At 64.0% G+C, this 24,634-nt stretch carries 17 protein-coding genes; 11 read left to right on the top strand and 6 right to left on the bottom strand.

Going from position 1 to position 24,634, the window contains the following annotated elements; genetic code table 11:
• Positions 1-181: 181 nt before the first annotated feature.
• Genes FHT02_RS11180 through FHT02_RS11190 form a run of 3 tightly spaced genes read right to left on the bottom strand, consistent with a single transcriptional unit; the run spans position 182 to position 8,800 of the window.
• Positions 182-1,297 carry a Gfo/Idh/MocA family protein gene (locus FHT02_RS11180; protein ID WP_184087549.1) on the bottom strand — a complete coding sequence of 372 codons (1,116 nt, stop codon included), beginning with the start codon at positions 1,295-1,297 and terminating at the stop codon, positions 182-184.
• 44 nt (positions 1,298-1,341) lie between these two features.
• Positions 1,342-3,408 carry a response regulator gene (locus FHT02_RS11185; protein ID WP_184087551.1) on the bottom strand — a complete coding sequence of 689 codons (2,067 nt, stop codon included), beginning with the start codon at positions 3,406-3,408 and terminating at the stop codon, positions 1,342-1,344.
• Positions 3,409-3,415: 7 nt separating this feature from the next.
• Positions 3,416-8,800, bottom strand: coding sequence for a HAMP domain-containing protein (locus FHT02_RS11190; RefSeq protein ID WP_184087553.1), 5,385 nt, complete (start codon positions 8,798-8,800; stop codon positions 3,416-3,418).
• A gap of 190 nt (positions 8,801-8,990) precedes the next feature.
• Here FHT02_RS11190 and FHT02_RS11195 point away from each other — a divergent pair, with 190 nt between their 5' ends.
• The 6 genes from FHT02_RS11195 (at position 8,991) to FHT02_RS11220 (ending at position 13,667) form a co-directional block, all read left to right on the top strand.
• A complete protein-coding gene (locus FHT02_RS11195; protein WP_184087555.1) occupies positions 8,991-9,362 on the top strand; it encodes a hypothetical protein in 372 nt (123 codons plus the stop codon).
• A 2-nt stretch (positions 9,363-9,364) separates the two neighbouring features.
• Positions 9,365-9,643, top strand: coding sequence for a DUF5985 family protein (locus tag FHT02_RS11200; RefSeq protein WP_184087557.1), 279 nt, complete (start codon positions 9,365-9,367; stop codon positions 9,641-9,643).
• Positions 9,640-9,897 carry a DUF5985 family protein gene (locus FHT02_RS11205; RefSeq protein ID WP_343056918.1) on the top strand — a complete coding sequence of 86 codons (258 nt, stop codon included), beginning with the start codon at positions 9,640-9,642 and terminating at the stop codon, positions 9,895-9,897. The genes FHT02_RS11200 and FHT02_RS11205 overlap by 4 nt, the downstream gene beginning before the upstream one ends.
• Before the next feature lie 73 nt (positions 9,898-9,970).
• Entirely contained in the window at positions 9,971-10,468 is a 498-nt protein-coding gene (locus FHT02_RS11210) for a 2Fe-2S iron-sulfur cluster-binding protein (RefSeq protein WP_184087559.1), read from the top strand.
• Positions 10,465-11,451, top strand: coding sequence for an FAD binding domain-containing protein (locus FHT02_RS11215; RefSeq protein WP_184087561.1), 987 nt, complete (start codon positions 10,465-10,467; stop codon positions 11,449-11,451). Before FHT02_RS11210 ends, FHT02_RS11215 begins: the two co-directional genes overlap by 4 nt.
• On the top strand, positions 11,448-13,667 hold the full coding sequence (locus tag FHT02_RS11220) for a xanthine dehydrogenase family protein molybdopterin-binding subunit (RefSeq protein ID WP_184087563.1): 2,220 nt from the start codon (positions 11,448-11,450) through the stop codon (positions 13,665-13,667). The genes FHT02_RS11215 and FHT02_RS11220 overlap by 4 nt, the downstream gene beginning before the upstream one ends.
• Before the next feature lie 120 nt (positions 13,668-13,787).
• Here FHT02_RS11220 and FHT02_RS11225 read toward each other — a convergent pair whose 3' ends face one another.
• Complete coding sequence (locus FHT02_RS11225; RefSeq protein ID WP_184087565.1) at positions 13,788-14,399, bottom strand: Yip1 family protein; 612 nt, start codon at positions 14,397-14,399, stop codon at positions 13,788-13,790.
• 1,141 nt (positions 14,400-15,540) lie between these two features.
• Here FHT02_RS11225 and FHT02_RS11230 point away from each other — a divergent pair.
• Together FHT02_RS11230 and FHT02_RS11235 are read left to right on the top strand one after the other, a co-directional pair.
• The gene (locus tag FHT02_RS11230; RefSeq protein ID WP_184087567.1) at positions 15,541-16,566 is read left to right on the top strand and encodes an IS110 family RNA-guided transposase; all 1,026 of its coding nucleotides are present in this window, start codon (positions 15,541-15,543) and stop codon (positions 16,564-16,566) included.
• A gap of 463 nt (positions 16,567-17,029) precedes the next feature.
• Positions 17,030-17,584 (top strand): hypothetical protein, encoded by a 555-nt coding sequence (locus FHT02_RS11235; RefSeq protein ID WP_184087569.1) that lies wholly within the window; start codon positions 17,030-17,032, stop codon positions 17,582-17,584.
• Between the two features lie 50 nt (positions 17,585-17,634).
• Here FHT02_RS11235 and FHT02_RS11240 read toward each other — a convergent pair whose 3' ends face one another.
• Entirely contained in the window at positions 17,635-17,889 is a 255-nt protein-coding gene (locus FHT02_RS11240; protein WP_184087571.1) for a hypothetical protein, read from the bottom strand.
• Between the two features lie 192 nt (positions 17,890-18,081).
• Between FHT02_RS11240 and FHT02_RS21910 the strand changes: the two genes are divergently transcribed.
• The gene (locus FHT02_RS21910; protein WP_281393174.1) at positions 18,082-18,216 is read left to right on the top strand and encodes a hypothetical protein; all 135 of its coding nucleotides are present in this window, start codon (positions 18,082-18,084) and stop codon (positions 18,214-18,216) included.
• 18 nt (positions 18,217-18,234) lie between these two features.
• The gene (locus FHT02_RS11245) at positions 18,235-19,542 is read left to right on the top strand and encodes a family 1 glycosylhydrolase (RefSeq protein WP_184087573.1); all 1,308 of its coding nucleotides are present in this window, start codon (positions 18,235-18,237) and stop codon (positions 19,540-19,542) included.
• Between the two features lie 118 nt (positions 19,543-19,660).
• Here the strand turns inward: FHT02_RS11245 and FHT02_RS11250 are convergent, their stop codons facing one another.
• The gene (locus FHT02_RS11250) at positions 19,661-21,862 is read right to left on the bottom strand and encodes a family 1 glycosylhydrolase (protein WP_343056920.1); all 2,202 of its coding nucleotides are present in this window, start codon (positions 21,860-21,862) and stop codon (positions 19,661-19,663) included.
• A 210-nt stretch (positions 21,863-22,072) separates the two neighbouring features.
• Between FHT02_RS11250 and glf the strand changes: the two genes are divergently transcribed.
• Positions 22,073-24,469: a UDP-galactopyranose mutase gene (gene glf, locus FHT02_RS11255; protein WP_246352359.1), complete on the top strand. Its 2,397-nt coding sequence runs from the start codon at positions 22,073-22,075 to the stop codon at positions 24,467-24,469.
• Positions 24,470-24,634 lie beyond the last annotated feature (165 nt).

Genomic DNA, 24,634 nt, shown 5'->3' on the forward strand with positions numbered 1-24,634 from the left:
TTTACCCGATCTCAATAGCCCCAACCCATGACAACACCGTGACGCAAAACAACGCCAACCCAACGCCCCACAACGCCGAATCGCTCACGACTCAGATACCTGATGCGCGTCGCCTGCCGGTTTTCGGCTCCTGCTCGCCGCGCCCGCCCGCCGAAGCTGGCCCCGGCCTGGCATGCGTAAATCACGCGAGCTTCACGGCCCGATGTTCGCGCGCCGACCGGTAAATCGCTTCGATCAAACGTAGGTCTCGCAGCCCTTCCTCGCCGGGCACGAGCGGCTCGCGGCCGCTCATCGCACATTCGGCGAAGTGATCGAGCTGCCCGACGAACTGGTTCTTGGGGAGCGCCGGCACGAAGCGCTGCTCGGTTTTACCGTTCGCGCGGACCCACATCTGCTGCCCTGCATAGGAGGTGGCGGGCTCCAGGCCGACCCAGCCCTTGTCGCCGGTGACGCGGTACGCATTGTGGTTCGAGGTGTAGCGCGAGACGCAGTTCGCGATCAGTCCCGAGGGGAAGCGCATCTGCCAGTCAATGCGGTCCTCCACGGTGCGGAAGCGCGGATCGCTGCGGTCGGTATACTCCATCGCGCTGATTTCGGCTGGTTCCTCCCCGGCGAGATAACGCGCGGCGTTGAGGCTGTAGATGCCGATATCCATCAGTGAGCCGCCACCCGACATCGGCTTGTCCAGCCGCCACTGATTGGGCTGCGCGTTGAAGCCATGTTCGGCGGTAATCAGCGCCGGCGTGCCGGCAAAGCCGCTCCGCACCAGTTCAATGGCATGGCGGTTGTGCGCTTCGAAGCGCGAGCGGTAGCCGATCATCAGCTTGCGGTTCGCCTTGCGCGCGGCGGCGATCATCGCCTCGCATTCCGCCGCCGACACCGCCATCGGCTTTTCGCACAGGACGTGCTTGCCGGCCTGGCTGGCACGAATCGAATATTCGGCGTGCATCGAATTGGGCAGGATCACATAGACCAAGTCGATGTCGGGATTGTCGCGGATGCGGTCATATTCCGCATAGCTGTAGCGATGAGTCCTGGGGATGTTGTATTCGCTGCCGTAACGCTCCAGCTTCTCGGGCGTGCCGCTGACCAGCGCGGTCAGGCGCGCGAACTCGCACTCCTTGATGCGCGGCATGATTTGCCGGGTAGCGTAGCTGCCCAGCCCGACAATGGCATAGCCAAGCTTTCGTTTCGGCTGGTCCGCCGCGCAGGCGGCAGTAGGGAGAACGGCAGAGGCGATCGAGCCCACGCCAAGGAGTTGGACCATGTCGCGGCGGCTAAAAGCTTGCTTGTCCATCTGACGCTCCTTGGCTGGGCGAGAAGTTCTACATCCGTCGATTTCTAGGCGACCTGCTCCTGACGCAACACCGGCACGGTGCCGAAAAGCGCGGCTTGCAGCTGTTCGGGGCTGAACGGCTTTTCGAGAATGCCCACCGCATCGCAGGCGTTGAGACTGTCTACATCGGCATAGCCGGTGACGATCAGCGCAGGGATCTCCGGGCAGACATTCCGGATCTGGCGGACCAGCTCGGTCCCCGATGTGCGCGGCATTGCGTAGTCGGTGATCAGCACGTCGAACGCCTGCGGATCCTGGCGCGCGAGCTCCACCGCCGAAACAGCGTCGGCGGTGTGCGTCACCCGGTGCCCGAGATCCTCCAGCAAGGCCGCAGTGGTCGTGCGGACAGCGTCGTGATCGTCCACCAGCAGGATGTTGAGCAGCGGCGCCACACCGACCGTTTCGACGAGCAGCGGTACGAGGTCGGCCTGCTGCGCTGCGCCGTCGGGCAGCCAAATCTCGACACAGGTGCCCTTCCCCACTTCGCTGTCCACGCGCACCGCACCGCCCGATTGCTGCGCAAACCCATAGACCATGCTGAGCCCTAGTCCGGTGCCCTTGCCCACGGCTTTGGTCGTGAAAAAGGGTTCGAGCACCTGGTCGAGGAGATGCTGCTCGATCCCGCAGCCAGTGTCGCGAACCGACAGGACGACATAGCGGCCGGATGCGAGGTCGCCGCCCACCTGTGGCGCGATGTCGATCGTGGCGTTGCGCGCGGACACCGTGATCGTGCCACCTTCGGGCATGGCGTCGCGCGCGTTGATGACGAGGTTCATAAGCGCGAGCTCGAGCTGGGCGGAGTCGGCGAAGACCGGCGACACCCCGGGTTCGAGCGACCATTTCAGCTCGACCAGCCCGCCGAGCGTGTGCGCCAGAAGGTCGGTCACCGAGGCCGAGAGATTGTCGATCCCGATCACCGCAGGTGCGAGCTTTTGCCTGCGGGCGAACGCCAGCAGGTGCTTCACCAGCCCCGCCCCCTGCTCGGCCGCGTGGCGAGTCATGCCGACGATCTTCTGTTGATCTTCGGTGAGCGTAATCCGCCGCTCGATCATGCCCAGACCGCCCAGCACCGCCGCCAGCAAATTGTTGAAGTCGTGCGCGATGCCACCCGTCAGCTGGCCGATCGCATCCATCTTGCGCGCCTGAATCAGCTGGCTTTCCAGCTCCTTGCGCTCGGTAACGTCGAGCAACGTGCCGGCATATTCGACTGGACTCCCCTCGGCATTGCGCAGCAGCACGGCCTGGTCGAGGAAGTGCTTGTACTGCCCGTCGGCGCACTGCCAACGATATTCGACCGATAGCGAACGGCCAAAGGGCCGACCCGCCATGGCGTCGATCACGCGGGCGCGATCCTCGGGATGAAGCCGATCGATCCAGATCGACGGATCACGGGCGATCTCCTGGAACGCGTAGCCCGTCACTGCGGCGAAGTTGCCGCTGACGAACTTGGGCACGCGGGGGCTGGCGTGCACATCTTCCAGATACAAAATGATCGGCAGCGATTCGATGATCGCTTCCTGACGCTGTTGCGCCCGCCGCAATTCCTGTTCCACCCGCAGCCGTTCGGCATTGGCGCGCAGATTGGCGTCGAGCAGCGCCTGTTCCTGCCGCGCCTTGCGCTGGATCTCCTTGGTCATCGAGAACAGGTCGACGAAGACCGCCACCTTGGAGCGTAGGATGGTGGGATCGACCGGTTTGAAGACGTAATCGACCGCGCCCATTGAATAGCCGCGGATCAGGTGCTGGTCTTCCTTGTTCACCGCCGACAGGAACACTATTGGCACGCGCTTGGTCTGCTCGCGCGAGCGGATGATCTGGGCGGTTTCGTAGCCGTCCATGCTCGGCATGTAGACGTCGAGCAGAATGACGGCGAACTCGCCCTTCAATAGCTGGCGCAGCGCCTCCTCGCCCGAATTGGCTACCACCACATCGGCCACATCTTCCAGCACGGTGGACACGGCGAGCAGGTTGCGTTCGTCATCGTCGACCAGCAGCACGCGGGCACGAGGCATCGGGCCTTCCTCGGCAGAGGAAAGCGCCAGCGTCTGTGCAGGCGACAGGGTTGCGTGCATTCCTACCTCAGTTCCGCTCGGCGATGATCAGGTCGACGGTGTGCGCAGCCTCGCGCGACCGGGCGATCCACACGCGGAGCAGGGCAAGCAGCAAGTCGATATCGACGGGCTTGGCAATGTAATCGGAAGCGCCAGCATCGAGGCACTTCTGACGGTCGCCCTTCATGGCCTTGGCCGTCACGGCCACGAGCGGCAAATCAGCCAATGCGGGGCGCTGACGGATTTGCTGCATCGTCTCGTACCCGTCCATTTCGGGCATCATGATGTCGATCAGCGCGATGTCGATTCCGGGCGTCTGCTCCAGGATCAGGATACCGTCACGGCCCCGTTCGGCATGCGACACTTCCACCCCATAGCTCTCCAGCACGCTGGTGAGCGAGTAGATGTTGCGAATGTCATCGTCGACGATCAGGATCTTGGCGCCGGCAAGCTCAGGCACGGCGTGGCTGACCTGGTGCAGGGCCTCCGCCTGTTCGGGGACGAGTTGCACGAGCTTGGGCGCCGTGCGGGCCTGTTCGGCGAGGTCGCGGAAGACGGCGGCAAGCACATCCTTGTCCGCGGGCTTCTCGGTCACGCCATCCGCGCCGAGATCAAGCGCCTTGGCAACCTTGTCCGCGCCGGAGATCACGTGGATTGGCAAGTGCCGGGTCTGCGGATCATGCTTGAGCAGGTCGAGCAGCACGAACCCGTCAATGTCGGACAAGCCGAGATCGAGGGTAATCGCATGCGGCTGGAGCTTGCGTACCAGCGCCAGCGTGCCAGCGCCTGCCGTCGACACAATGCCCTTCAGTCCGGCAGCCCGCGCGATATCGAGCAGGATGGAGGCGAAGGTGGGATCGTCCTCGACGATCAGCACGAACGGATCGCCTTGAAGCGCGTCGCGATCGTCGGAGAGCTCGAACGCGGCGGGAAGCGCGGTCGGCACCATCGCCCCGCTGTTATCGTAACGCGCGGTGGTGCCGATCTGAGTAACGCTGGCCGGGGCCACCGCCTGAAGGGGCACGAACAGGGTGAAGGTCGACCCCTCACCGGGCTTGGAGCGCACCTGGAGCTCGCCGCCGAGCAGCCGCGCGATTTCGCGGCTGATCGACAAACCAAGACCCGTGCCGCCATATTTGCGGCTAGTGGTGCCGTCGGCCTGCTGGAACGCCTCGAAGATCAGCTTCTGCTTGTCTTGGGGAATGCCGATGCCGGTGTCAGTGACGGCGATGGCGATCGCCTGATCGGCGTTGCGAAGCAGCGGGTGATTGGTGCTCCAGCCGCTCGCGACAGTCTGGACCGACAGCGTGACTGATCCGTCGGACGTGAATTTGAACGCGTTGGAGAGCAGGTTGAGCACGACCTGCTGAAGGCGCTTTTCGTCCGTACGGATGGAACCGGGCAGGCCTGCATCGAACCGCACATCGAAGTCGAGGTTCTTATCGGCGGCGAGCTGGCGGAAGGTCCGCTCCATATGCTGTTTGAGGCTTGCCATCGGCATCTCGCCAAGCTCGATCGACACGGTGCCGGATTCGATCTTCGACAGATCGAGGATGTCGTTGATGAGGTTGAGCAGGTCCGAGCCCGCCCCGTTGATCGTGCGGGCGAACTCGACCTGTTTGTCGTTGAGGTTGCCCTGTGGATTGTCCGACAACAGCTTGGACAGGATCAGCAGCGAATTGAGCGGCGTGCGCAGCTCGTGGCTCATATTGGCCAGGAACTCGGACTTGTACTTGGAGGTGAGCGCCAGCTGCTCAGCCTTTTCCTCCAGCGCGCGCCGGGCCATTTCGATCTCGAGATTCTTCGCTTCCACCTGGCGCTTCTCGTTTTCGAGCAGCTGCGCTTTTTCCTGAAGCTCCTCGTTGGTGTTGTGCAGCTCTTCCTGCTTGGTGGTGAGCTCGGTCTGCCGCGCCTGAAGCTCCTGGGTGAGCAGCTGCGACTGCTTGAGCAGGCCCTCGGTACGCATGGTCGCAGCGATCGTGTTGAGCACGATGCCGACCGACTCCATCAGCTGGTCGAGAAAGCTCTGATGCGTTTCGTTGAACTCGCTGAACGAGGCGAGTTCGATCACCGCCTTCACTTCGTCTTCGAACAGCGCCGGGAGGATGGTGACGTTGGCCGGGGTGGCATGGCCCAGCCCCGAGCCGATACGCAGGAAGTCGCTGGGTACGTTTTCGAGCAGGATCGGCCGCTTGTCTGCCGCGGCTTGGCCTACCAGCCCTTCGCGAAGCGCGAACTTCGCCTTGAGCTGGTCCTTGCTTTCCGCGCCGTAGCTGGCGGCGAGCTGAAGCGCGGTTTCGTCACCGTCGCGCGCGGTGACGTAGAACACGCCATATTGCGCGTTCACCAGCGGCGCGAGTTCGGACATGATAAGATTGGAAACGGTGGACAGGTCGCGCTCGCCCTGGAGCATGCGGCTGAAGCGCGCCAGGTTGGTCTTGAGCCAATCCTGCTCCGCATTCTTCAACGTCTGATCCTTCAAGTTGCGGATCATTTCGTTGATGTTGTCCTTGAGCGCCGCCATCTCCCCCGAGGCTTCCACCGCGATCGAGCGGGTAAGGTCGCCCTTGGTGACGGCGGTCGCGACGTCGGCGATCGAGCGCACCTGGTTGGTCAGGTTGGCGGCGAGCTGGTTCACGTTGTCGGTAAGATCGCGCCACAGGCCGGCGGCGCCGGGGACGCGGGCCTGGCCGCCTAGGCGCCCCTCAATGCCGACTTCGCGGGCCATGTTGGTCACCTGGTCACCGAAGGTCGACAGCGTATCGATCATGAAGTTGATCGTCTCGGCCAAAGCCGCGATCTCGCCCTTGGCGTCCACCGTCAGCTTGCGCTTGAGATTGCCCTGCGCCACCGCGGTCACCACGTCGGCGATGCCGCGCACCTGATTGGTGAGGTTCGTCGCCATCAGGTTGACGTTGTCGGTCAGATCCTTCCAGGTCCCGCCCACACCCGGCACCTGGGCCTGGCCGCCCAGCTTGCCCTCGGTACCCACTTCGCGCGCCACACGGGTCACTTCCGACGCGAAGCCGTTGAGCTGGTCCACCATCGTGTTGATGGTGTTCTTCAGCTCCAGGATCTCGCCCTTCACGTCCACCGTGATCTTCTTGGACAGATCGCCTTTCGCCACGGCGGTGGTCACTTCGGCGATGTTGCGAACCTGACCAGTCAGGTTCGCCGCCATCAGGTTCACATTGTCAGTAAGGTCGGCCCAGGTGCCGGCGACGCCGCGCACCTGCGCCTGCCCGCCCAGCTTGCCCTCGGTGCCCACTTCGCGCGCCACGCGGGTCACTTCCGACGCGAAGCCGTTGAGCTGATCCACCATCGTGTTGATGGTGTTCTTCAGCTCCAGGATCTCGCCCTTCACGTCCACCGTGATTTTCTTCGACAAGTCGCCACGCGCCACCGCTGTGGTCACTTCGGCGATGTTGCGAACCTGGCCCGTGAGATTGGCCGCCATCGCGTTCACATTGTCGGTCAGATCCTTCCACGTGCCGCCGACGCCCGGCACCTGCGCCTGACCGCCAAGCTTGCCGTCCGAACCCACTTCGCGCGCCACGCGCGTCACTTCCGACGCGAAGCCATTGAGCTGATCCACCATCGTGTTGATGGTGTTCTTCAGCTCCAGGATCTCGCCCTTCACGTCGACGGTGATCTTTTTCGACAAGTCGCCACGCGCCACGGCGGTGGTCACTTCGGCGATGTTGCGGACCTGACCGGTCAGGTTGCCGGCCATCAGGTTCACATTGTCGGTCAAATCCTTCCAGGTGCCGGCGACGCCTTCCACCTGCGCCTGACCACCCAGCTTGCCCTCCGAGCCCACTTCGCGCGCCACGCGCGTCACCTCAGAGGCAAAACCATTCAGCTGATCCACCATGACGTTGATGGTGTTCTTTAGCTCCAGAATCTCACCGCGAACCTCCACGGTGATCTTCCGCGACAAGTCGCCCTTTGCCACAGCGGTGGTCACGTCGGCGATGTTGCGAACCTGGCCAGTCAGATTGGCCGCCATCAGATTGACGTTGTCGGTGAGGTCCTTCCAGGTACCCGCGACGCCCGGCACCTGCGCCTGACCGCCAAGCTTGCCTTCCGTACCCACTTCGCGCGCCACGCGAGTCACTTCCGACGCGAAGCCGTTGAGCTGGTCCACCATCACATTGATGGTGTTCTTCAGCTCCAGAATCTCGCCCTTCACGTCGACGGTGATCTTCTTGGACAAATCGCCCGAGGCCACGGCGGTGGTCACCTCGGCGATGTTGCGCACCTGACCAGTGAGGTTGTCGGCCATCAAGTTGACGTTGTCGGTGAGATCCTTCCACGTCCCCGCGACGCCCGGCACCTGCGCCTGACCGCCCAGCTTGCCCTCGGTACCCACTTCGCGCGCCACGCGCGTCACTTCCGAGGCGAAGCCGTTGAGCTGGTCCACCATCACGTTGATGGTGTTCTTCAGCTCCAGGATCTCGCCCTTCACGTCCACCGTGATCTTCTTGGACAAGTCGCCCGAAGCCACCGCCGTGGTCACCTCGGCGATGTTGCGCACCTGTCCGGTAAGGTTGGCGGCCATCAGGTTGACGTTGTCGGTGAGGTCCTTCCAGGTGCCGCCGACGCCTTCGACGCGCGCCTGGCCGCCCAGCTTGCCTTCGGTACCCACTTCGCGCGCCACGCGCGTCACTTCCGACGCGAAGGAGTTGAGCTGGTCCACCATGGTGTTGATGGTGTTCTTGAGCTCCAGGATCTCGCCCTTCACCTCGACCGTGATCTTCTTGGACAAATCGCCCGAGGCCACGGCGGTGGTCACTTCGGCGATGTTGCGCACCTGACCAGTAAGGTTGGTCGCCATCGCGTTGACGTTGTCGGTCAAGTCCTTCCAGGTGCCGGCGACGCCCTTCACGGTCGCCTGTCCGCCCAGCTTGCCTTCAGTGCCCACTTCGCGCGCCACGCGCGTCACTTCGGATGCGAACGAGGCGAGCTGCTCGACCATGGTGTTCACCACCTTGCCGATACGCAGGAACTCGCCGCGTAGGGGCCGGCCATCGATTTCCACCGTCATCGTCTGCGACAGGTCGCCCTTGGCCACCGCGCCGATGACGCGGCTGACCTCGGCAGTCGGCTGGACCATGTCGTCAATAAGCTCGTTGACCGCACGCAGCTTGGTTTCCCAGCCGCCGGTGGCGCCGCGGACATGGCCGCGCTGCGTGATCTTGCCTTCCTTTCCGACCACTCGCGACAGCCGGTCGAACTCTTCGGTCATCTCGCCTTCGAGGCTGACGACTTCGTTGAACAGCGCGGCGATCTCACCATCCAAGCCGGGCAAATCCTCGGGCAAGCGGACGGAGAAATCGCCCCGGCGAAAACTGCGAAGCGCGGCAACGAGTTGACGGCGATCAAGTGCGTCCAGAGACGGTTCGGCGTTCACGAATCACTCCTGGCGCTCTGCTTCCGAAGAAGGCGAGCTGGAAGGCCCCCCGGCCGCGCGGAGATATAGCAGGCCCTTGAATATAGGGGAAGGGAACCCCGTTTTCGCCGGATGCGGTTGCAGCTTCGCGCCAAAGCGTTAGGAACCTCGCCGGGAATGGGGGAGATCGTGGTGGGAGACGGCCCAAGGCATGCCGGCCAAGCAAGAAGTTTCCAGCTTTATTCGATCCACCTTCCGCTCCGTGTGGTCGCTGGAGCTGTTGTGCTTTTTAAGCAAGCACCAGGACCGAGCCTGGCGGCGTGCCGAGTTGGTCGTCGCCATGCGCAGTAGCGACTTGGTGGTTTCGCAAAGCACCGACGCCCTAATCGCAGCCGGCCTGCTGGTCCAGGAAGCGTCGGACACGATCCGGTACTGCCCGGTCAATGAACAGGTCGGCCTTCTCGCCGCCGCGGCGGAGGAAATGTACGCGCAGCGCCCCGACGCCGTCCGCCGCATGATCGTCGCCGCGGCATCCTCATCGGTCAGCCAGTTCGCCGACGCCTTCAGGCTCCGGAGGGACTGAGCGTGACAACGGTCTTTCCGGCGGTGGTGTATCTGCTTTGCTTCGCCACCAGTGCGCTGTGCGCCGTGTTGCTGGGCCGCAGCTATCGCCGCAGCGGCGTGCGTCTGCTGCTGTGGAGCACAGCGTGCTTCGCGCTGCTGGCGCTCAACAACTTCTTTCTGGTCATCGACATGCTGTTGATCGCGTGGATCGACTTCAGGATCGTCCGGCTGCTGCTGTCCTCGTCCGCGGTGGCGGTGCTGTTGTTCGGCTTCATCTGGGATCTGGAGGAGGACGCGTGATCCTGGCCGATGTCCTGGCTGGCGCCGTGACGGCGGGGTTCGCCACCGCCGCCTTGTTCTTCCTGCGCTTCTGGCGCGATACCCGCGATACGCTGTTCCTTTATTTCGCGACCGCGTTCCTGCTGCTGGGCATCAGCCAGCTCATCCTGGCGCTTGGCCCCATTCCCGACGAATATCGCGCCTGGGTGTATCTGGTGCGGCTGGCCGCGTTCCTGCTGATCCTGGGAGGCATCCTGCGGAAGAACCGGGGATAGCTTGTCGCGAGTCGGTTGCAAGGATACGCCGAACTCGCAGTGCGTTGCGTGATCATCCTGGGAAAGGCCGATCATGCAGTTGTCGATCAATGGTGAGACCTACGCAGTCGAGGAGTTGGACGTACGCACGTCGCTGCTCGACCTGTTGCGCGAGCGACTTGGGCTGACCGGCAGCAAGAAGGGCTGCGATCATGGGCAGTGCGGGGCGTGCACGGTGCTGGTCAACGGGCGGCGCATCAACAGCTGCCTGACGCTGGCGGTGATGCACGAGGGGGACGAGATCACCACGATCGAAGGGCTGGGCACGCCCGAGGCGCTGCACCCGCTGCAGGCGGCGTTCGTGAAGCATGATGGATATCAGTGCGGATATTGCACGCCCGGGCAAATCTGCTCGGCGGTGGGGATGCTGGACGAAGTTCGGCGTGGCTGGGCAAGCCATGTCACCGACGACGTCGCCGATGCGCCCCAACTGGATGATGCCGAGATCCGCGAGCGGATGAGCGGGAATATCTGCCGCTGTTCGGCATACCCCAACATCGTCGATGCGATCCGCGAGGTGGCGCAGGCATGAAGGCGTTCGAGTATAACCGCGCAGCGTCGGTTGAGGACGCGGTTGCGGGTGCCGCAGCCCCAGGTGCGCGGTTCATCGCGGGGGGCACCAATTTGCTCGACCTGATGAAATTGCAGGTGATGACGCCCGAGACGCTGGTGGACATCAGCCGGTTGCCGCTGGATCAAGTCGAACATCTTGTCGACGCGGAAACGCGGATCGGCGCGTTGGTGCCTAATTCCGACCTGGCAGCCAACCCATTGATTCGGCAGCATTATACGGTGCTGTCCAAGGCGCTGCTCGCCGGGGCGTCGGGGCAGCTGCGCAACAAGGCGTCGACCGGTGGGAACCTGCTACAGCGGACGCGCTGCTATTATTTCTATGATCCTTCAATGGCTTGCAACAAGCGTGAGCCCGGCACCGGCTGTTCGGCGCAGCAGGGTTTCAACCGCATCCTGGCCATTCTGGGCACGTCCGAACACTGTATCGCGACGCACCCGTCCGACATGGCCGTCGCCATGCGCGCGCTGGACGCCGTCATCCACACGCTGCGGCCCGACGGCAGCGAACGGGCGATCCCGATCGCCGATTTCTATCGCCTGCCCGGCGACACTCCGCATATCGAGACCGTGCTGGAGCAAGGCGAGCTGATCACCACGATCACCCTGCCCCCGCCGCCACCCGGCGTGCAGCTGTACCGCAAGGTGCGCGACCGGGCGTCCTATGCCTTCGCGTTGGTGTCGGTCGCGGCGGTGATCGACGTGCAGGAAGGGCGCATCGCCGGCGCATCCCTCGCCTTTGGCGGGCTGGCGCACATGCCATGGCGCGATCCGCAGGTGGAAGCGGCGCTGATCGGCCAAGCCCCCTCGCCCGCCCTGTTCGACGCCGCCGCCGACGCGCTGCTCGAAGGTGCGCGCGGCTATGGCCATAACGACTTCAAGATCCCGCTCGCGCGGCGCACGCTCGCCGCCGTGCTGCGCCAAGCGGTGGAGATGCACGCATGACCGAGACCGTCAGCCTGACGATGGACGAACCCGTCGCGCACAGCCTGCTCGACGAGGATGCCCAGGGCGTCATCGGCCGTCCGCTCAACCGCATCGACGGCCCGCTCAAGGTTGCCGGCAAGGCAACCTATGCCGCCGAATACCAGCTCGACAATCTCGCCCACGGCTTCCTGATCGGCGCCAAGTTCGGGCGCGGACGCGTGACGCGGATCGACGCCGAACAGGCGCGGACGATGCCGGGCGTGATCGACGTGTTCTGGGATTTCGATCATTTCATCCGCAACCCCCAGCAGGGCGGGCAGAAATCCAAGCCGGTGCAGGGTGTCCGCGACGTGCAGTATTTCGGCGAGCCGATCGCGATTGCCGTCGCCGAGACGTTTGAGCAGGCGCGCGCCGCCGCGCATGCCGTGAAGGTCGAATGGATCGAAGAACCCGGGCTGTTCGACTTTGATGGGCGGCTGGATGAAGCCGTGACGCCGCCCGAGGGGGCGACCGAACCCTATGCGTGCAAGGGCGATATCGACGCGGCGATGGCGCAGGCGGCGGTCACCGTCGACGCGGTGTGGACCACGCCGAGCCAGAACAGCGCGGCGATGGAGATGCACGCATCGATCGCCAGCTGGGACGACGAAGGCAATTTGACGGTCCACGGCTCGTACCAGATGCCAGCGTCGGATCGGCAGCAACTCGCCGACGCGCTGTCGCTGCCGCCCGAGAAGGTGCGCATCGTATCGCGCTATGTCGGCGGCGGCTTTGGATCCAAGCTGGGCATCGCGCCGGAATCGGTCGCTTCGGCGCTGGCGGCCAAGGCCATCGGCCGGCCGGTAAAGACGGTGATGGCGCGCCAGCAGGTGTTCGACGCGACCGTGCGCCGATCCAATACCCGCCAGCGCATCCGGCTGGGCGCGACTGCGCAGGGCAAGCTGCTCGCAATCGGGCACGAGACGATCGGCAGCAACCTGCCCGAAGAGGATTTCTTCGAGCCTGCGGGGATCGCCACCCAGTTCCTGTATGCCGGCGACGCGCGGCGGATCACCCATGATAATGTGCCGATGAACCGGCTATTGTCGGGATCGATGCGCGCGCCGGGGGAAGCGGCGGGCATGCTGGCGCTGGAATGCGCAATGGATGAACTGGCCGAGGCGCTGAAGCTCGATCCCGTCGCCTTCCGCAAGCTGAACGAGCCCGAGGCCGATCCGCAAAAGGAGCAGCCCTTCTCCTCACGCCGGCTGGTCGAATGCTATGACGATGCCGCCGCGAAGTTCGGCTGGGAGCAGCGCAACCGCACGCCCGGCGGGCTGCGCCAGGGCGAGTGGCTGGTCGGACACGGCATGGCCGCGTCGGCACGATCGAACAAGTTGCAGCCGTCCAAGGCGCGGGTGGCGGTGGAAGCCGATGGCCGCGTGGTGGTCGAGACCGACATGACCGATATCGGCACCGGCACCTACACCATCCTGGCGCAGATCGCCGGCGAGCTGCTGGGGCAGCCGCTTACCCATGTCGAGGTGCGGCTGGGCGACAACCGCTATCCGCCGGGCGCGGGCTCGGGCGGGTCGTTCGGCGCCGGGAGCAGCGGCACGTCCGTGTATGTCGCGTGCCAATCCTTGCGCGAGCGGATCGCCGCGAAGCTGGGCGTGGCGGCCGATGGCGTCACCTTCAAGGACGGGCTGGTCATCGCGGAGAACCGCACCACGCCACTGGGCGAAATCGCCGGCGGCATGGAGGTGATCGGTGAGATCGAGCCGGGCAAGATGGATGAGGACGTGACGCAAGCCTCATACGGCGCGCATTTCTGCGAAGTACATGTCAACGCCCACACCGGCGAGATGCGCGTGAAGCGCTGGGTATCGAGCTTCGCCGCCGGGCGCATCCTCAACGAAAAGACCGCGCGCTCGCAGTGCATCGGTGGGATCGTGTTCGGCATCGGAGCGGCGCTGACCGAGGAAGCGGTGCACGACTGGCGCAACGGCAAGATCGTCAATCGCGACCTGGCGGAATATCATGTTCCCGCCCATGCCGATGTGCCGCACATCGAGGTGACTTTCCTGCCCGAGCGCGACGTGCATGCGAACCCGATGCAGGCAAAGGGCATCGGCGAGCTGGGGATTTCGGGTGCCGGCGCGGCGGTGGTGAACGCAATCTACAACGCGACCGGGATTCGGGTGCGCGACTATCCGGTGACGCTGGACAAGCTGCTGGCGGGGTTGCCGGCATAGATCGAAGACTTCACAAGCAACCGTCCTGGAATGGGGCTAGCTGCCGTTATCGCTCGACCGAGCGCGGCGGCACGCGGCCTCCTTCCCGAAGGCCGCGTGCTGCCAGTTCGGTCCCGGGGCTCAGCGCAAGGCCGCGCCCGCGTTGAGCGCCACCATGCCGAGCACGAACGACACCACGATCACGCAGACCACGGTGACCACCGTGTAGAGCACGCCTTTTTCCTGCGGCGTGCGCATCAGCAGCGGCAGGCCCAGATAGAGGAGATAGAAGCCGTAGAGGCTCAGCAGCATGCCGAGCGGCGCGAGAACCGGGACGATCGAGAAGATGCCGCCGATATAGGTCGCGGTCATCGAATAGGCGGCAACCTTCATCGCCTGGATCATGTTCTTCACGCCGCCGAAGCTGGGTGCGAGCGCGTTGATGATCGCGCTGACGATGAAGAAGCTCAGGATCGACAGCACATAGCCGGTGATTGCCGTGGCGACGACCGCCATCGGATCGGGCCGAACGGTTCCGACGAACGGCACCGGAACGCCGAACACGATCTGGCCGATTGCGCCGGCGGCCGGCCCGATCGCCGCCAGCGGCACTACCCAGCCGAGCACGATGTCGCGCGGCGTCTTGGGCTCCGCGTCGATCCGCGCCCATTCGCCCTTGGGCTTGAGGATCATCGACTTGATCCGCTCGATCATGTTCGTCTGGGTCGAACGTCCGTCGAATTCGCTGGCCATCGGTCTTGGTCTCCCTGAAAGGTTACGCTTCGTGCCGGGCCCTAGGGAAGGCTGGACGCTACGTCCACCGGGCGAAACGCGGTACCCGCGGTCGGAAGGTCAAAGTGTAGCACGCTCGCGCACGCGGATGATCCAGAGGTGACCGAATACGATTTGAAGCAACATCCCTTTGGGCGTGAACTCAAGTGTCTGGCAGAGATGGGCCCGCGAGCCGGCGCGAAACCCGGGCGATGATGGGGCATCAAATCGGACAAGTCGGGCTGGATCGATAAGCCCATCATTGTGGATGGCGCGTAGCTCCAGCAGGGGGAGGGCGTCGATTTCCGCCGAAGGTCCTCCGTTCGATCCGGGGCAATGTCCACACCGAATGCCTCACGTTGAGCGGCGGCATGGCGGATAATGGGGCGGAAGCGGACAGGCGGCTTTCAGTTTCCGCTTTGCCGGCCTGGAACGGCTGAGAGTGGTGGAAGCGGACGTAGCAGGAGACGAAAGATCACCCAGACTTTCGCTTAAGGCGGCTTCTCAGCCTACCTATTGTGCAACCGGTTAGGGGGTAAGCCAACGCGCCGAGATAGCCCACTCCTGCTTGTGCATCACCTCGCGACGGATCAGCATTGAGCCACGCGTGATACGCCATTGCCATCGCCAGACCTACGATCCCGGAAAGAACCAGCGCGCTCGTTAGGCGACGAAGACCAACTCCAGCGATGTATCCAAAGACCGAAGTAGCCAACATCGCAAATTCCATACCGGCTGCCCTCAGATTTTGTTGGGGATGATGCACCGGTTAGCGAAGGATCGCTACTGGGGCGGAAGCGGACCTAAAGGGACCTCGGATTGCCACGAAGGAAAGCGAATACCCTCGCGACGGTGTAGCAGGTGGCCAGGACCGGCGCTCCAACCAAGATCCAGAACCTTAATTCGCCTGCAGGAACTGATCCTGCCCACGCCAGCGTAAACCCGACCAGCCAGATCATGAAGACATCGAAGGTCACTGTCGCTGCGACCAGCCCGAAGATTGCGACCCTGCTCATTGGCCGAGCCTAATCCCACGTCGAACGTCCGCAAATGATGCCGTGGACGGCTCTCCACCACGGCGGAGTCGGTTTAATCTGCTCCGCTTGGATTGAGGAGGAGTGCCATGGCTGATGTACATGTGGTCGGACTGGATATCGCAAAGTCGGTCTTCCAGCTTCACGGGCTGGATAAGGCTGGCGCTGTCATTCTGCAGAAGCGATTGACGCGAGCGCGGTTGCTGCCGTTCTTCGAGAAACTCCCGCCTTGTTTGGTGGGGATCGAGGCCTGCGCGACCTCCCATTACTGGGCACGCGAGATCGCCAAATTTGGTCCTGAGGTGAGGCTGATGCCCGCCCAATACGTGAAACCCTATGTGAAGCGACAGAAGAACGACATGGCCGATGCGGAGGCGATCGCAGAGGCTGTGACACGGCCCACCATGCGTTTCGTTGCCGCAAAATCCCCTGATGAGCAAAGCGCGATGATGCTGCACAAGGTGCGGCTGATGCTTAACCGTCAGCTGGTGATGCTCACCAACGCCATTCGCGCGCACATGGCGGAGTTCGGGATCGTCGCGCCGGTTGGTCGCGGTGGCGTAGATCGGCTGCTCCAGGTTATCGGGGATGAGGCTGATGAGCGTGTTCCTGCCGCAGCGCGTCAGTGTCTGCAGATGCTCGTTGCCCAATTGAAGCTCGTGAAGCAGCAGATCCTTGAGAACGATCGCCAAGTCCTCGCCCTAACCCGTTCGAGCGAGCTTGGCCGGCGTCTCATGGAAGTGCCTGGCATCGGCCCACTGGTCGCGTCGGCGCTGGTAGCATGCGTGCCAGACCCGTCGGTCTTCCAGTGCGGTCGCAACATGGCAGCGTGGATGGGCCTGGTCCCACGGCAAAACTCATCCGGCGGCAAGGAGCGGCTGGGGTCCATCACCAAAGCCGGCAATCGCTATCTGCGGCAGATGTTGTTCGCAGGCGCGATGGCCGTGATCCGGCGCGCAATGCAGAGCACACGCCGCACCTGGATCGTCCGCCTGCTCGAGCGACGCAAGCCGAAGGTTGCGGCCATCGCATTGGCGAACAAGAACGCCCGCATCGCGTGGGCCATGATGATGAGCGGAGAGCGCTATCGCGAGCCGACGGCCATCGCTGCATGAGACCGCGCGGCTGAAGAGGCTGCGCTGCGAGGTTGGAAAGGGCAAAGGAGCTATTGCACGAAAGCCGGTCGACACCGCCGGATCAGACCACCCTACAACGCCCAAGCACCCCCAAGTGCGAGCAAGTGATCAGGGATCCGATCTGCGGAAGGCATTATGGCCAGCGGCAACGACAGCCGCACAACAGGCCGGACACATGGCCGCACCGACCACCGAGTGCACACGCTCACCAAACCCTTGCCAACGGAGAGCCGTCCACACATGGGCGAAAGCCGACAGGCTGCTTCCAGGGTCCGCTCTGCCTATCAGGAGCGGCTGACATTGTGGGAACGGGAAGGGCCGGTTTTGGGCGGAACCTTGGAATGCCGCTCCTCACGTTCGATTGCTTTCATCCTCGTCGCCCCCTCGTACCCTTTGCAAGGCATCTTCCACTCGCCATGCTTAGCGGTAGGGGGAGCTTCGGATGTTCGATTCGATTGGTGCGTTCACGAAACAATTTACACCTATAGAGGGAGGATACCTTTACTACCCTTCTAAGAAGGCCGGCGGTAAGCTCGTAACCGCTGACGAATATGAGCAACTGACCGACAGCTGGCGTAAGGTAGCCGGACGACGCGGCATTTGGACTGCCGTTGGCATCGTAGTGCTGGCGATCTTCGTTTGGACCGCTATCTCGGAATTACTATCACTGCCCGATTGGTCCGACCGGATCATCATTGCTGCATCCGTCATCGGCATATCAGCATGGCTACTCTGGGCCAGCTTTGCTCCGCGTCGTCTCGTTCGAGACCGGTCCGCGATAGTGCCTCCTAGGCCGACTTCAGAGGCAAGGCGTCAAGCTCGCGCATTGCTCAATTGGCGCTTCATCATCTTTGCGCTCCTGTTCACCGGCGTCGCCTTCCTTGGTTCGTTCAACTCGCTGGATCGCGATCTTAGAACGTGGGCGTGGCTGATCGGAAGCGGTGCGTTCTTTGGCCTCTATATCTGGATAGCCATCCAGAAGTTTCGGGACAGGTAAGCTTCTCGCTTTTCGTCTGTCGGCCAGTCCCAAATGTCCGCTGATGGGCGCTAATTGCCATCCTCGCGCTCTAGATCCGTGAGCAGATCAGTAAGCTGCCGGCGACGTGATGGTGCATACGCCGGGTCTTTCCCGCGGATGTCGTCGTCGTCGGCCCAATAGCTAAGGCCATGCCACGCCTTCCGCTCAGCGCCCCTCAGCTGCGCTGGATCGGCAATCGCCGCATCGAGCTCGTCGTTCGTCATATCACCGCCGGCAATCACTCGCCGGAGACTGCGGATCAGGAAGGTGCGAGCGTCGACCATGCGGGGAGTTTGTCAGACTGCTGCCAGCCTAGGAAGGTCTGCATTCGGGAGACGCCAAGGCGATGCTGAATGACCGATTTTGGGCGCAAGCGGTCATTCCGGTTCATCGGTTCGTGCACCGCTTTCCCCAAGCATAGCGCGCGGCCGCTCCCCCCTTCCAACAGCGTTGCTGACAGCCCGTGCGCCGGAGATATGGGGAGCGCTGGCCTGCCATGGAGCGATTGCCTTGACCTGCTGGTGGTGCACAGCCCGAGCACCTTGAACAGTCTGACGCTGCGCGGCGGCGGCAACTTGGCGGCGTTCACCGCGTTGCCCTTCATGATCTAAGCAAGTTCGGGAGTTTCGATGGCCAATTTCATGTTCGCGACGGGCATCGAGAACAGCATCCCGACGATCAACCAGGGCCGCACGCGCATCGACCAGATGGAGCTGTGCCACCATTATGACCGGTGGCGCGAGGACTTCGATCTGGTCGAGGAAATGGGGATCCAGTATCTCCGCTTCGGACCTCCGCTCCACCGTGCCTATCTGGGTCCGGACCGCTATGATTGGGAATTCGCCGACCGGGCACTGAACGACCTGCGGGCGCGCGACATCACCCCCATCGTCGACCTGTGCCATTTCGGCGTGCCCGACTGGATCGGCAATTTCCAGAACCCGGATTTTCCCGAACTGTTCGCGCGCTATGCCGCCGCGTTCGCCGAGCGCTATCACTGGATCCAGCTCTACACCCCGGTCAACGAGATGTTCATCTGCGCGACCTTTTCGGCGCAATATGGCTGGTGGAACGAGCAGCTGTCGGGCGACTGCCACTTCGTGACGGCGCTAAAGCACATCGTGAAGGCCAATGTGCTGGCGATGGAGGCGATCCTGAAGCGCCGGCCCGACGCGATCTTCATCCAGAGCGAGAGTTCGGAATATTTCCACGCCGACAGCCCCGCGGCGATCGGCCCTGCCGAAGTGATGAACGCCAAGCGCTTTCTGAGCCTGGACCTGAACTATGGCCGGCGGGTCGACAGCGAGATGTACGAATATCTCATGGATTGCGGGATGAGCCGGGAGGAATATCACTTCTTCTTAGGGAGGAAGTTGAAGCAGCACTGTATCCTGGGCACCGATTATTACTGGACCAACGAACACCGCGTGCATGCCGATGGCAGCACGCGAGCCTCTGGCGAGGTGTTTGGATATTCGGAGATCACGCGGCAATATTACGGCCGCTATGGCCTGCCGGTGATGCATACCGAGACCAATCTGCACCAGGGGCCGAACGGCGACGAAGCCGTGAACTGGCTGTGGAAGGAATGGGCCAACGTCCTGCGGCTGCGCAATGTCGGCATCCCGACGGTGGGCTTCACTTGGTATTCGCTGACCGATCAGGTGGATTGGGACACCGCGCTGCGCGAGCAGAACGGCACCGTCAATCCGCTGGGGCTGTTCGACCTGGACCGCAAGATCCGGCCGGTGGGACAGGCGTTCAAGCAACTGATCCGCGACTGGCGCGACGTGCTGCCGGCGCAGAGCGTGTGCCTGGTGGTGCCGGTAGTGCCGCCGTCGCATGCCGGGCGCCAGGATGCGATCGAGCAGGAGGCGCGGCTGGCGGGGATGCTGAAGCGGCCGCCGGCGGAGGTGGGGGATATTTCGGGGGGTTGAGCGGGGAAATCCTGCCGGCGCGGGAGGGGGAGCGCCTCGGGCCAAGCCGCTTGGGGGAGAGCCCCATCCACCAGCTGCGCTGGTCGCCCTCCCCGTGCCGGGGAGGATTTCGTCGCGATCAGGCGGCGGTGCGGTGTTCGGTGGCGCGGGCGCGGGCGACGCTTTGCGTGAACGCTTCGAGGGCGCGGGCGAAGGAAGGCATCACCACACCGCGTTCGCTGCCCAGCGCGGCGTTGGCGGGGCGTTGCGCCTTCCACCCCAGCGTTTCGCCCGGAACCGCGTCGATCAGGCTGGGGTCCAGACCGGCGGCCTCGGCCACGCGGACGGCGAACGCGGCCCAGCTGAGCGCTTCATCGTTGGCGAGGTGCCAGATGCCCTCGGCGCCGTCGATCAGCAGGTCGAGCGTGGTGTTGCACAGATGCGGGACATAAGTGGGGGTGACGACCGAATCCGATGCCGCGGCGAAGCGCTGGCCGCGGCTGAGCGTCTCCACGACATGGACCGGGAAATTGTGCCGGTCGTGCGGCGAGAAGAATGCCGCGGTGCGGATCATCAGGTGCTTGCCCGGCAGCGCGGCGATGCCCGCCTCAGCCTGGGCCTTGCTGCGGCCATAGACGTTTAGCGGCGCGGGCACGTCGCGTTCGGTGTAGGGCCGTCCGGCCGTGCCGTCGAACACCAGGTCGCTCGAGAAGCTGACGGTCGGGATGCCGCGCGCGGCGCAGGCTTGGGCAAGGCGGACGGCGCCCTCGGCGTTGGCGGCCATGCAGGCGTCGGCCTCCTCCTCGGCATCGTCGACGCGGACCCAGCCGGCGGCATTGATCACCGCCCAGGGCTTGTAGCGGTCGAGCGCGGCGTCGATGCTCGCGGGATCAGACAGGTCGAGATCGGCACGGCTGGTGAGGACATGGACGATGTCGCGGTGCGCGGCGTAGCGGGCCAGCGCCTGGCCGAGCGTGCCGGTGGCGCCGGCGATCAGCACGGGCGGCGAATTGCCCAGATCGCTCCACCGGGGGGACAGGAGATACTCGCGCATCGGCGCAGGGCGGGGAGTGACCGGGTGTTCGATGCGGATGTTGCGGCGCCACCAGCCCTGGCCGGCCATCACCGGATGCTTGGGCGCGTCGCTGCCGAGCCCCTTGAGCAACGGGACCATCGCGGTTTCGCGCGGGGTGCCCGCGCTGACATCCCACACGCCGGGTTCATAGATGCCGGGCGCGGTGAGCAGGGTGTTCCAGCCGCAGCTGCCAAACAGGGCCCAGCTGGTGACCGCGCGCAGATCGACGCCCTCGCCCCGCAGCTGGTGCGCCGCGTCCCAGGCGTCGGCCATCCAGCGCATCTGCTCCTCACGCGTGCAGCCATTATGCGCTTCGGTGATGGCGATGGGGATGCCGTAGCGCTCCCAGGTCTCACGCAGCACGCCGATGAAGCCGGGCGGCGGCGGCGTGAGGACGCGGATCGCCTCGGTATCGGCGAATTGCTGCTTGCCGTTGCCGCCACGGGTGTGCGCGGGATAGCGCTGCATGCGGTGATCGAGGAAGCGATCGCTGGTGAGGTAATGGTTCACCCCGATGATGTCGGGCGGGCATGGGGCGTCGGCGATGGCGCGCAGGCGGTCCTCGAAGCCATGGCGGCAGATGCGGCGCCACAGATCGTGCTGCGGCGTCACGCGCCCGCACAGCAAGTCCCAGCTCATCCAGCGCCGGGCATTGTCGAATGCGGCCTGCTCGCGCACGGCAGTGGTGGAGAAGGTGCGGCCGAGATCGTCGGTCTGGATCAGCTTGGCGTGCGGGATCACCTCGCGGATCGCCTGCATCGATAGGCGCACGGCATCGATCTGGTTGAGAAGGGTCTGCCAGAACGCGCCCTCGTCCTGGGTGTGGGGATACCAATGGCCATATAGCGCGGAGAAGCGCGCGGTGGTCACCGGTTCGTTTACCGGGGTCCATTCGGTGATCCAGGGATAGCGCTGCGCGACGGCGCGGGCGTGCTTGGCGAGACCGGGGGCGAAGCTGTCGGCGAGCATGTCGGTGTAGCGCGGGCCGCTGCCGTGATGGCACAGCCCGGCGATCGGACGCATGCCGAGTTCGCGCAGGCGGTTCAGCCGCTGGTCGGTCCAGGCCCAGTCGTGCTGGTCGGGATGTTCGGGGGAAATGCGTTCCCACAAGACGGGATAACGGACGGCGTGGAGGCCGAGCTGCGCCATCCGGTCGAGATCGTCGTCGCGATCATGGTGGCCGCTGAGCACCGACTGGTCCTGAAAGCGGTCGCCGATGCGGTTCACGGTGGGCTCCGGACCACCCCAGAGTTCTAGAAGATCCACGCGTTCGCTCCCCTTGGTGCCTTGGCTGCACTGCGGTTCAACAGGCGACAACGGCGGGGCCAGCGAATCGTTGCACTTGCGTGCCGGGAGGCGAGAAGAAGTTCCGGTTAAGTAAACACACATCAACTCAAAGGGTTGAGTCTTTCGCAGCCGGAACTTTCCTCCGAACCCCCCGTTCTTGTTGTTCATTCAACAGCAAGGTTCTCCTCCATGCAGCAATCGAGCCTGTCTGCCGCTCCTTCGCTCAGCGCTACGAAGGGGCCCGGCACGTCCGGCACGACGCTGATCTGCTTCAGTCACCTGCGCTGGGATTTCGTGTTCCAGCGGCCGCAGCACCTGATGACGCGCTTCGCGCGCGATAACCGGGTGGTGTTCTGGGAAGAGCCGCGTACCGACGTCGCGGGCGCGACCCAGCCGCGGCTGGCGACGCGCGTGTGCGCGGACAGCGGCGTGGTGGTCGCGATCCCCGAATTTCCGGTCGGCTTCGACCGCACGAACGAGGCCGAGACACTCAAGGACCTGCTCGACGGCTTCATGGCCGGCGAGGAAGGCCCGCTGGTGCGGTGGTATTATACCCCGATGATGCTGCCCTTTTCCGAGCAGCTGGCGGCCGATTGCGTCGTCTATGACTGCATGGACGAGCTGGCCAACTTCAAGGGCGCGCCGCCCGAGCTGCTTCCGCTCGAGCAGCGGCTGCTGCAACAGGCCGACCTGGTCTTCACCGGCGGCTACAGCCTGTACGAGGCCAAGCGCGACCGGCATCCAAGCGTCCACCCCTTCCCTTCCAGCGTCGAAGTGGCGCATTTCGCCAAGGCGCGCGCCGAGGGCGTCGATCCGGCCGACCAGAGCGCGCTGCCGCGGCCGCGCTTCGGATTCTACGGCGTGATCGACGAGCGAATGGATCTGAACCTGCTCGCGGCGCTGGCCGATGCGCGGCCGGACTATTCGATCGTGGTGGTCGGTCCGGTGGTGAAGATCACGCCTGCGGACCTGCCGCAGCGGGCGAACCTCCATTATCCCGGCGGCAAGAGCTATGCCGAACTGCCCGACTATCTGCGCGGCTGGGACGTGGCGCTGATGCCGTTCGCGATCAACGAAGCGACGCGCTTCATCAGCCCGACCAAGACGCCCGAATACCTCGCTGCCGGCAAGACCGTGGTGTCGACGCCGATCACCGACGTGATCCGCCATTATGGCGAAATCGAAGCCGTGAAGATCGCCGGCACGACGGAGGAATTCATCACGGCGTGCGACGCGGCGCTGGCATTGTCGCGCAGCGACGGCGCGTGGCGCGACCAGGTCGACACCGCGCTGGCGCAGATTTCGTGGGACAACACCGCGCAGGGCATGTGGGACCTGATCAACGGCACGCTGATCAAGGCCGAGCATGTTCAGCCCATCGTGTCGCCGACGCGGTATCCGGCCGAGCATGCCAAGCATTACGACGTAATGGTCGTCGGCGCGGGCTTCGCCGGATCGGTGATGGCCGAGCGGCTGGCGTCGCAATCCAACCTGAAGGTGCTGGTGGTCGACCGGCGCCCGCATATCGCGGGCAACGCATTCGACCACCTGGATGCCGCGGGCGTGCTGATGCACCAATATGGCCCGCACATCTTCCACACCAATTCCCAGGAAATCGTCGACTATCTGTCGCAGTTCACCGAGTGGCGCCCCTATGAGCACCGCGTGCTGGCGCAGGTGGACGGGCAACTGGTGCCGATCCCGATCAACCGCACCACGCTGAACAAGCTGTACGATCTCGACCTCAAGACCGACGAGGAAGCTGCGGCGTACCTCGCCTCGCGCGCGGAACCGGTGGCGGAGATCAAGACCTCGGCCGACGTTGTCGTATCGGCGGTGGGCCAGGAACTCTATGAGAAGTTCTTCCGCGGCTATACCCGCAAGCAATGGGGCATGGATCCGTCGGAGCTGGACAAAGCAGTGACCGCGCGTGTGCCGACCCGCACCAACACCGACGACCGCTATTTCAACGACAGCTTCCAGGCGATGCCGCTGGAAGGCTATACGCACATGTTCGAGCGGATGCTCGACCATCCCAATATCGACCTGTTGCTCGGCGTCGATTACACCGAGGTGCGCGAGGCCTACACGCACGATCACCTGGTCTTCACCGGGCCGATCGATGAGTATTTCGGCTTCCGCTATGGCAAGCTGCCGTATCGCTCGCTCAAGTTCGAGCACCAGACCATCGACCAGGAATGGTTCCAGGACGTCGCGGTGGTGAACTACCCCAACGAGAAGGTGCCCTATACCCGCATCACCGAGTATAAGTACCTGACGGGGCAGACGTCGCCCAAGACCAGCATCACCTATGAATATCCAGCGGCGGAGGGTGACCCTTATTACCCGATCCCGCGCGCGGAGAACCAGGCGCTGTTCAAGCGTTACGAGGCGCTGGCGATGGCGCAGACCGACGTTACCTTTGTCGGGCGGCTGGCGACCTACCGGTACTACAATATGGACCAGGTGGTCGGGCAGGCGCTGGCAACCTATCGCAAGCAGTTCGCGGCGAAGCAGCCGGCGGTGAAGACGGCGACGGTGTCGGCGGCGGAGACCGTGGCGAGCAGCGCGATCGCGGCGGAGTGAAGGGACTCCTCCCCTGGGCAGGGGGAGGGGGAACCGCGCACGCTGATGCGTGATGGAGGGGGCTTAACACGGGCGATAACGCTTGGACCAAGTCTCCTCCACCATGCTGTGCATGGTCCCCGTCTCCGTGCCGGAGAGGAGTTTCAACGCTCCGGCAGCCGCCTG

Source organism: Sphingomonas xinjiangensis (assembly GCF_014199255.1).
GTDB lineage: Bacteria > Pseudomonadota > Alphaproteobacteria > Sphingomonadales > Sphingomonadaceae > Sphingomonas > Sphingomonas xinjiangensis.